The organism is Dyella sp., from assembly GCF_035508675.1.
Lineage (GTDB): Bacteria > Pseudomonadota > Gammaproteobacteria > Xanthomonadales > Rhodanobacteraceae > Dyella_B.
This window is the reverse complement of sequence record NZ_DATJMN010000347.1, coordinates 1-10061: the sequence shown is the minus strand read 5'-3', so window position 1 is coordinate 10061 and position 10061 is coordinate 1. Positions and strand designations below refer to the sequence as shown.

The window sequence follows — 10061 nt, the reverse complement described above, 5'->3', positions numbered from 1 at the left end:
CTATTTACATGCCGCTTTGCTTAGATGGCGTGTATGCCTTGCGAAGACTGTCATGCAGCAACCGGGCTCATGCAGGATGGCAGTGAGCGAAGGCGAACCCAACCTCACCCTGCTGACGGTGAGGTTGGGTTCGCGTGACCGCCATCATTGCACCGCGTAGAGCACGCACCCATGCGCCGGCAACTCCATCTGCAGCCGAGCTGACGCTTCCAGGCGATGCCCGCTCCACAGCTCGCGCGCCGCATGCTTGCCAGCGGCCATGCCCAGCTGTTCCCAGCTTGCTTGCAAGGATGCCGGCTTGTCGTCCAGGTTGAACACCGCCAGGTAGCGCTCGCCTGCTTGGCCGGAGGCCACCCACACGCGCGCATGTTCGAAGCCGGGCGGTAAGGTTTCCACCGGATGGTTGTCGTGGCTGTGCTGGTCGATTGCGATGACGTTTTTGTTGGTGATCAATGCACCCGTGGGCTCATCCAGTTGCGTCAGGTTGGCACCGAGAATTAGCGGCGAACGCGCCATGGCAAGCAGGGTCAGCTGCGTGCGTTCCTCGTCCAGCGTGAGGCGCGAGTGGCGCGGCGCGCCCCAGCCCGGATGCGGTGCAAGCATGCCGAACGGCAGCATGTCGGCGTCGGGCCAGCGGCCGTCGTGGGCCTGGCCTACCCATGGCAGCAGGCGATCGAAAATATTGCGCACGCCCATCGGGAAATCGTCGTTGGGGTGTTCATGCACGAACGTCCAGCCATCCCACACGTCGTTGGAAATGCGCCACATCTGGGCGTATTGGCGAATTTCCGCCGCGTGCGAAGGTCGCGTCGGGCCTGGCGACAGGCTCAGCACGATCGGGCGTCCGGTTTTTTTGATGGCCGCGGCGATCTGGCGAATCTCGCTGATGCGGTAAGGATTATTGGCAATGCAATCGACCTTGAGAAAATCCACGCCCCAATGCGCATAGAGCGCGAGCATCGCATCGTAATAAGCCTGTCCCGCCGCGTTATCGCGAACGCCGTAGTCGCCGTCGTCCCAGGGACAGGTGTCGGCGGTATCGGCTGCGTCCTGTGCATGGAAGCCGGAGTCGGCAATCGGCAGATTCGCTTCGACCGCCTGTTTGGGAATGCCGCGCACGATATGGATGCCGAACTTCAGTCCTTGCGCATGGACCCAATCGGCAATCGGTTTGAAGCCCTGCCCGTCGGCGGCGGAGGGGAAGCGCTTGGTGGCAGGAATCAGCAAACCGTGCGCATCGATGGCGTAGTCGCGATGCTGCAGCTTGTCACCGAACGGGTTACCCATGTACCAGCCTTCATCGATCACGGCGTAGGTCCAGCCGTAAGCGTGCAGCTTGGCAAGTTGCGTGGCGTTGGCCTTGAAATCGGCTTCGTCGATGGTGAGGCCGTAGGCGTCCCAGCTGTTCCAGCCCATGGGCGGGGTAGGGGCAACTTCCTGCGCGCCTGCGGCCGAGGCGGCGAGCAGGATGGGTAGCAACAGTGCACTTCTTAGCCAGACTTTCATACGGTTCGTTCCGTTTTTCGGGTTGACAGGTTTTTTATTAAGGCGACACGGCATTGAGATAAATCTGCTGCACCGGCAATCCATCCACATCAACTTGCACCGCGATCGGTCCCGCATGCAAGCCAGCGCGAACGACGGCAACCACTCGCCCATGAAACGTCTTCCACGTCCCCGACTGGAAGCTGGTGACGTCATCGGGCTTGCCATTGCCCATGCCGGCCAGTTCGCCTGCGCCAACCACGCGAACGCTTACGCGGCGGTCGTCTTCCTGGTTGTACACCGGTGTACCGTTGTCGTCGGCAAGCGTGATGGTGAGGTAGGCAAGGTCTTCGCCGTTGGCGCGCAGTTGCGTTCGATCGACAGATACATCGACGCTTGCCGGCTTGCCTGCTGTGCGTAATGTCCATTGTCCAGCGGCGTGGCCGTCCTGGTAACCCACCGCAACGAGACGCCCCGCGCGATACGGCACCGCGTACGTTGCCTTGTACTCGGTATCCACGTTGACGGCCTTGCGCCCGAGGCTCTTGCCGTTGAGGAACACCTCCACTTCCGGAAATTCGGAATACACCACCACGTTCAACGGTTTGCCTTCCTGCCCGGGCCAGGTCCAGCTTGGATGCACGTCGTCCAGCGACCAATCGGTATGCGGCTGGGTTACCGTAAACATGTGGCGATCGGGCAGGTCTTCGGTGCCTGCGGGTTGCTGCACGAACATCGAAATGGGATCGATGCCGGTTTTCCAGATCACTTCGCGGTAGTACGCAGCCGGGCGCTTGCGTCCGGTTGCATCGATCTCGCCGCAATAAGCGAGGTGCCAGGGATAGGGCCCAAGTTTCTGCCAATCCTGGCTGTAACCCATCCAGCCGATGCCGGTCTCGCCGAGGTAATCCACCGCGGTCCAGACGAAATCGCCGATCACCCATGGCATCGTTTCCGCCGCGCGCCGATAGGTGAAGGCGCTCTTGGGAGTCGATTCCGTGGTGAGCATGACACGCTGCGGATAGGTTTGATGGTCCCTCACAAAAAGCGGCTCGTTGTAGTTGTATCCCGCCACGTCGAGGATGGCGAACTGGTCGGCGATGTGCGGCGTGTCGACGCTGATGGCTTCGGTGATCGGCCGGCTTGGATCGAGCGCGCGTACACGTTCCGCCAGCTTGCGGCCTATTTCCACGCCTAGCGGCGTGCCTTGCTCGGGAATCTCGTTGCCGATGCTCCAGAACAGCACGCTGGGGTGGTTGCGTCCGCTGATCACCAAGCTGTCGAGATCCTGCCTCCAGTCCTGCTTGAAGAAGCGGGCGTAGTCCATGGGCGTCTTGCTCACGTTCCACATATCGAACGCTTCGTCGATGACGAGCATGCCCACTTCATCCGCTGCATTGAGCGTGGCTTGGCTGGCCGGGTTGTGCGCGCTGCGGATGGCGTTGTAGCCGGCGGCCTTCATCAGCGCCACCTTGCGCGCATCGGCATCGGGCCAGCCCGCGCCGCCCAGCATGTAGTTGTCGTGATGGATGTTGCCGCCGCGCAGCAGCACCGGCTTGCCGTTGATGAGCAGGCCATGCACGGCATCGACGCTGATGGTGCGGGCGCCGAAGCGTGTGCGCCGTTCGTCGGTGGCGGCGCCGTGGACGTAGACGTCCTGCACCAGCGTGTACAGGTTGGGCGAGTCGGGCGACCATAGTGCGGGATTCGATATGGAAAGCGTTGCGTCCCAATCCGCTTTCATGCCAGCGGCGAGCGATTTGGTCTGATGCGATTGCGCAACGACGTCGCCATTCGCCGCCACGATCTTCGCCACCACATCGATGTTGCACGCTTGCGTGGAATCATTCACCACCACGGCGTGCGTGAGCACTTGCGCAAGCGCCGGGCTTGCCTCGGGCGTTCTTACAAAGATGCTGTCCGGGTCGAGATGCACGCGATTGAGTACGTCCAGGCTCACCGGGCGGATCAAACCCGAGCCGGCGTACCAGCGGGACGACGGATCGGCATGATTGACGCGGATGGCGACCACGTTGTCGCCCGCGTGGACCTTGCCGGTCAAATCCACGCTGAAAGCCGTATAGCCGTAATGATGCTGCGCGAGATGCTGGCCGTTGAGCCAGATGTCCGCATCCATGTAGATCGCTTCGAAATTCAAACGGACGATGCGCGAAACATCCGCGGCGCTGAACGCGATGTGCCGCCGATACCAGCCGATGCCGCCGGGCAGATAGCCGGAGTTCTGCCCTCCTGGCGTATTCGGATCGTACGGTGCGCTGCCGTCGGGTTTGCTGGCGATGGACCAGTCGTGCGGCACCGCCACTTTGTGCCATGCGTGATCGTCGTAGGCCGCCGACGATGCGCTGGCCACGTCGCCCTGGTGGAACAACCAGTCTTGCGACACGTTGCGTTGCTCGGCGCGAAGGGGCAGGGCGAGAGCCAGGAAGATGAGGGCGGCAAATGCGTTGCGCGCCGAAGTGGGAACCAGAACCATGGAACGCTTTCCTAGGTGAAGTCGAGTGCCGCTTTGGACGTCATTCTCGCGAAAGCGCACTGCTGTCCGGGGAAGTTTTTTACCCTGCTTGCCGAAGTCTCTAAATGTTCGTCGTCCCGGCGAAAGCCGGACGGAGCGCAAAGCGCGCAGAACGTCCGAAGGACGGCCCCGAAGGGGGAGCGAAGCGAATCACCCAGCGATTTGCAAAGGACCGAAGTCACTGGGCCCCGGCCTTCGCCGGGGCGACGAATCGGCAGTGACGTAGGCTGGGGTGAAATCCCAGCTTCGATGTGCATGGCGGTGCTGGGATTTCATCCCAGCCTACGCCGCAGCGGTCAGGCCGCGTCCCATGATCTTGAACGCCACGGCGTGTTCTCCCGGCACGTCGTGGGGAAGTTCCAGCGTAAGTCCCTGCGCATCGCGCTTGAACCGCAGCGGCGCGGACGAGCCAAGCATTTCCACGCGCTCGACGTTGCCGGCTACGTTCGACGCCAGCGATTTCACGGTCAAGCGCGATGTGTCGGGGTGCCCCAATGCAATGGCGAACAGCGTGTCGCCCTTGGTGGTGAAGCGGATGTCCTGCGCGGTGAAGGTTTGCGTTTTGTCCTCCTGGAACATGCCGGCGGCCACCTTGGTCGGGCCTTCGCCGAACATGCGCCACGGCCGCGTGCCGAAAATCGCTTCGCCGTTGACGGCCATCCACGCGGCCAGTTCCTCCAGCACCTTGCGCTCGTCCGAATCGATGGTGCCGTCGCCGCGTAGCGGAATGCTGAGCAGCAGATTGCCGTTCTTGGAAACGATGTCGCAGAGCCGCGTGATGACGGTGCCGGCCTGCTTGTAGCCATGTTTTTCGAACAGCTCACGCGAATAGTGCCATTCGCCGATGCAGGTATCGGTCTGCCAGGGCAGGGCGGCGATCCCGTCGTTGACGCCGCGCTCGATATCTTCGACCAGGGCGGGCCGTTGCGCCGGCGTGAGGCGCTTGCCGTTGAGCACGGCTTCCAGTTGCCCGCCATGCCACTGGCGGCTGGCGTTGTAGTAATAGGCGGCGATGTCGAGGCCGGCCTGGCCGAGCGGCAGCCCGGTATCGTCGAAATACAGCAGATCCGGCCGATATTTATCCAGCAGATCCTTGCAGCGAAGAAACCAGCTCTGCACGAATTGGGGATTGTGCGGTGGAGGATTTTCGTCCCACAGGCCGTCATGTTGTTCGTGCCAATGCCTGACGGCCGCGGCACCGCGAATGCCATCCGGTATCACGATGTTGGGGCCGGTATACAGCTCCTGCGGGTCCAGCCCATCCCACCATTTGCCGCGTCCATCCGCCTTGGAGAGGCGCGCCGCGTCATAACGCACGCCTGCCAACGGTCCTTCGCCGTCGTAACCGTAGGCGGGCTGCAGCCAGTGCCATGCATGCGCGGAGTGATTGCTGACGCCGAACCGCAACCCGTGCTCGCGCGCCACCTTGGCCCAGCCGCCGACGATATCCTTGCGCGGCCCCACCTTGACCGAATTCCAGGCGTGGTGCGGGGAATCGTAGGTGTCGAAGTTGTCGTGGTGATTGGCCAGCGACACGAAATATTTTGCGCCGGCCGCCTTGTACAGACGCATCAGTGCGTCCGGATCCCAATGTTCGGCCTTCCACAGATGGTCGATCTGCATGAAGCCGAATTTGGATGGATGGCCATACGTACGGCAGTGGTACTCGTATTGCGGACTACCCTGCATGTACATGTTGCGCGCATACCAGTCGCCTTGTTCGGGCACGCACTGCGCGGTCCAATGCGCCCAGATGCCGAACTTGGCATCACGGAACCATGTTGGCGCCGTATAGGCTTGCAGCGAATCCCACGTGGGCTGGAACAATCCGCTGCCGGTCGATGCGGCTCTGCTGGCGCGCGGCAACCAGTAAGGTGAGGAAAGCCCTAGAGCCATGCCGGTGAGAAAGGATCGGCGAGTGAGAGGCATGATCATTCCGCGTGATGAGTCCGGCCAAGCTTAGGCAATGTCCCTGATGCCATGCGGTGGGATGAGGAAATTCGTAATGCACGTTGGAAAAAATCATCAACACCTATGGGCGTGAAGACATCATTTGATCGATTCAACAACACGCCAGAGCCATGCATCGGCGTCGTAGGCTGGGATGAAATCCCAGCTTCGATGTGCATGGCGGCGCTGGGATTTCATCCCAGCTTACGCGAGTGCGTCGCATGGCAACCCTCCGCTGCGACAGCAGCGGAGGGTGCGCACGTCAGTTCTTCTCTTTGCCGTAGATGATCCCGCGCGCTTCGCCCGGCACCAGGTACACCATGCCGAAGATGCGGGGATCGCCCACCACCAGTTGCACGCCGCCCCATTGATGCAGCGTGTCGTTGATCTGCACCCAGCTTGCGCCGGCGTTGGTGGAGCGGAACAAGCCGGTGACGCCATCGACCGTGCCGGACAAATAAACAATGGGGTAGTGCGATCCGGCTGCGGCCTTGCCAAAGCCGACCGATACCGCTGAGGTCACGCTGGCGGCGTCGACTTGCGACCAGGTGGCGCCGTAGTCGGTGCTGCGGAACAGGCCCGATGGCGTGGCGATCCACACCTCGCCCGCTTTCGCTTCGCCCGGCAGGCCCGTCACCGTGGCAGCCTGGCTTCTCAGCCAGGACGGTACGGAAGGCAGGCCCGTGTTGGTGGATGCATTCCAGGTCGCGCCCTTGTCGGTGCTGCTGTAGAAATCGCCGGTGGCTGAATTCCATGCATAGAACACGTTGTTGCTGTGTCCATCCGACAGCACCTGCGCGCCGACCGGCAGCGATGGCAGTCCACTGCCGCTGGCCTGCGTCCAGGTGGTGCCGCCATCGTTGGAAACGACCGGCGCGATATCCGTCGGTGCCCACACGAGGGTGTTGCCGTCACCGGAAATGGCCACGGTGCCGCCGCCTTGGGTGGAACCGGCTTGATTGGGAAAGCCTGTCCAGGTGGAACCGCCATCGTGCGAGATCGAGCCGAATGCGGTGAGGGTGCTGTTGCCCTGCTGGATGATGCGCACGATCGTCGAGGGCGCGTTCTTGGCAAAGTCCAGCCCGGTGCCGATGCTGTCCCCGCACGTGGGGTTGTCCGGTTGCGCCAGCGGCGCCTTGGTAAGGCTGGTATGCACGAAACCGCAAACATCGCCCAGGCCGCTGACCAGGTGTACGCCGGCGGTAGGCGAGATCAAGGTGATTCCTGCGGTTTCCTCGATGCCGCTGGCGCCGACCGACCAGTACGTCGGTTTGCCGGCATCGGCGTCGGTCAGGTCGTAGGTGGTCCATAGCGTGCCGCCCGTGCCATACATGGCATGCGCCGAATTGAACGGATCGATCACCACTTCGCCCCAGTTGCCGAAGCCTGCCTGCGTTGAGCCGGCAGGCACGATCCACGGCGACACGCTGGCGTCGCGGATGGCATAGGTGCCGGAGGTGGGCGGAACACCATTCCACGTAGCGCCGCCCACGTCGATCCAGCTGTTGCCGCCGTCGGTGCTGCGATACATGGTGTCCATCGGCCACCAATGATCCATCGTCATCACCACCAGCGTGCCCGGATGCGAGGGATCGATCGACAAACCGCTGTAGCCGGAAGGGTAGTTGAAGGGATCGGTGGGTGTGATGTTCGTCCAGGCGTGATGCACGGTGTCGTACTTCCACACCGCACCCATGGTCATGCCGTCCGGGCCGGCGGCGTAGGTGTAGTTGCCGTTGCCGTCGGTGCCATTGCCGTAGGTGATGTAGAGATTGCCGTCCGGACCGATCTCGCCACGCTGCGGCAATTCGTTGGCGGGGCCGCCGGGCACGGGATTCCACGTAACGCCGGCATCGTTGCTCACGTAAAGCGTGGTGGTGTTGGTGGCTGCGGCGCGCGTCGACACGCCTGCATAAATGGTCTTGGTCGGTTTGCCCTTTGCTTCGCCCGCTGGCGCAAAGGCGACGAACGTGATGCCGGCGCCGGTGCCGTCGCTGGTCAGCGCGGTGAAGCCGCTTACCTGCGACCACGTGGCGCCCTTGTCCTTGCTGGTCCACAAGCCATTCATGCCGGTGACTTGCGTGGCGCTGTTGGAGGTACCGTAGAACAGGATGGAGCCATCGTTCGGATCCACCTGCAAACGCTCGCCGGCGTTGCGTCCGTCTTCATTGCCGCCCACGCGGAAGCTCAGCGGATGAGCGGTGAAGCTTTTGCCCCGGTCGGACGACACCAGCACCGCGCCGTTGGCGCCCCAGCTGGCGGTATACAAACCCGTCACCATGAAAAGCATGCGGGGATCGCGGGGATCGATGGCGATGCTGTCGATGCCTGTCCATGCCTGGTCGGCAGGTGGCGTCCAGTCATTCAGTGCGATCCACTTGCTTTTCGTGGCGTCATAGCGATACGCGCCGCCCACGTCGGTGCGTGCATAGAACAAGCCCTGTTGCTTCGGATGCGCGATGATGCCGTCGATGTAACCGCCGGCGACGATGCGCACGTTCTTCCAGGTATAGGGCACCGTGGTTTGCGCGAAGCTGGCCAGCGGCGATGCCGCAAGCAGGGCGAGTGTGCTGCACATCAATCCCCGGGCAATGGCCCGGTGCAAGCGTGTCTTCATGATCCCCTCCAGTTTTTTGCGTGTTGGATCGTTGCGGTGCATGGCCGCTCCTGTTCCATCAGGACATCACTGCAGGCGGACGATGCATCGCGCCGTGGTTGCATAACGAAAAGCAGTCCCGTCTGCCACGGCCCCGTTCCGCGGCAGTACTGCGTTGTGACTTGCTTGCTCCATGCTGACGTCGCACGCAATGCAGGCATTGCGTTGTTCCAGACGCAGCACTTTAGCGCTCGCTGTGCGGTGTGACATTGCGAAGAACGCTAGGCGCGCTTGCGAAAATTAAAGCTGCGCAGCAGCAATTTTTGCCGTGAAATTTATGTGTTTTTGGTTGCGGCGGCATGGTTCGCAAGATCATGTGTGCTGTTTCTCACAAATGAGCATGTGGCCCCAACTGACGTTGAGTTGTCCTGCATGAACATGCGCATGGATCGCCGATTTGGGCATGCTTCGCGCAATTTGCGGGATCACGATGGCCTTTATGCCAGCGTGTTTGGAGCGACATGACCGCGACACAGAAATGTCATGCGGTCAACGCTTTCATCGAGTGATGCGAGGCGAAGCCATGCGTTTCTCGCGTCGATGCCCTGTCTGTTTCCGTTGTATTTCCCCCACCGATCCATCGGGCACCCCTGATGGCTACCCAGGTAAAATTCCATGAAGCAGATAGACAATCCCATGTTCGATCCGCAAGCCGCTGCCGATGCATGCAGCAGCATCGAGGACGGTTCCCGGCGGCGCTTTATCGCGGGGCTTGGTGCCGGTGCGTTGCTGCTCGGGCTTGGCGTGCGCGAAGGCCGCGCCAGGAGTCTTCCGCCATCAAGTCTTTCCGGTCCGGCGGGCAGTCCCTTGATCACGGGACGCTTCACGCACCCGGGGCTGCTGGTCAACGAAGACGATTTCACGCGCATCAGGAACAAGATCAAGAACGGCGAGCAGCCGTGGACCAAGTGGTGGCAGTCGCTGTGCGCCTCCAGCGAAACGTCCTTGACGGCCAAGCCCAATCCCCAGCCTGCCTGCTATCGTCAGGACGGAACGCAGTGGGCCCTGTACGGGGACATCGACCGCGCCTTCTGCTGCGCTTTGCGCTGGAAGATTTCCGGTGACGAGAACTACGCCAAGCTGGCCGTGGAAACGCTCGATGCGTGGTCTGCAACCCTGAAGTTCATCGGCACCGTTCCGCCCGGTTCCACCGCGCACGACGATCACACGGGCTACCTGATGTGCGGCATGCAAGGCCACCAATTTGCCAATGCGGCGGAAATCATGCGCACTTACAGCGGCTGGTCGGCAGCTGGCGTGGCTCGTTTCCAGGTCATGCTGCGCAATGTCTTTGCGGAGACGGTCTCCAATGGGCTGCGCGGACACCTCACCGACGGTGGTCTATGGAGCTTCGCCAACTGGGACTATGCCGCACTGGCCGGCACGCTGGCCATCGGCGTGTTCTGCGACGACCTCGATCTATACAAGCAGGCGATC

General features: G+C 62.0%; 5 protein-coding genes. 1 reads left to right on the top strand and 4 read right to left on the bottom strand.

The window, feature by feature from the left end; genetic code table 11:
• Positions 1-144 precede the first annotated feature (144 nt).
• The 4 genes from VMA74_RS18375 to VMA74_RS18360 form a co-directional block, all read right to left on the bottom strand.
• On the bottom strand, positions 145-1506 hold the full coding sequence (locus VMA74_RS18375; RefSeq protein WP_325369606.1) for a glycoside hydrolase family 27 protein: 1362 nt from the start codon (positions 1504-1506) through the stop codon (positions 145-147).
• A gap of 37 nt (positions 1507-1543) precedes the next feature.
• The gene (locus VMA74_RS18370; RefSeq protein WP_325369605.1) at positions 1544-3979 is read right to left on the bottom strand and encodes a glycoside hydrolase family 2 TIM barrel-domain containing protein; all 2436 of its coding nucleotides are present in this window, start codon (positions 3977-3979) and stop codon (positions 1544-1546) included.
• Between the two features lie 321 nt (positions 3980-4300).
• Positions 4301-5947 carry an alpha-L-fucosidase gene (locus tag VMA74_RS18365; protein WP_325369603.1) on the bottom strand — a complete coding sequence of 549 codons (1647 nt, stop codon included), beginning with the start codon at positions 5945-5947 and terminating at the stop codon, positions 4301-4303.
• Between the two features lie 283 nt (positions 5948-6230).
• Positions 6231-8585, bottom strand: a complete 2355-nt coding sequence (locus VMA74_RS18360; RefSeq protein WP_325369601.1) for a hypothetical protein — start codon at positions 8583-8585, stop codon at positions 6231-6233.
• Positions 8586-9239: 654 nt separating this feature from the next.
• On the opposite strand from VMA74_RS18360, the gene VMA74_RS18355 reads away from it, so the two are divergent.
• On the top strand, positions 9240-10061 hold an 822-nt coding region (locus VMA74_RS18355; RefSeq protein WP_325369599.1), incomplete at its 3' end, for an alginate lyase family protein.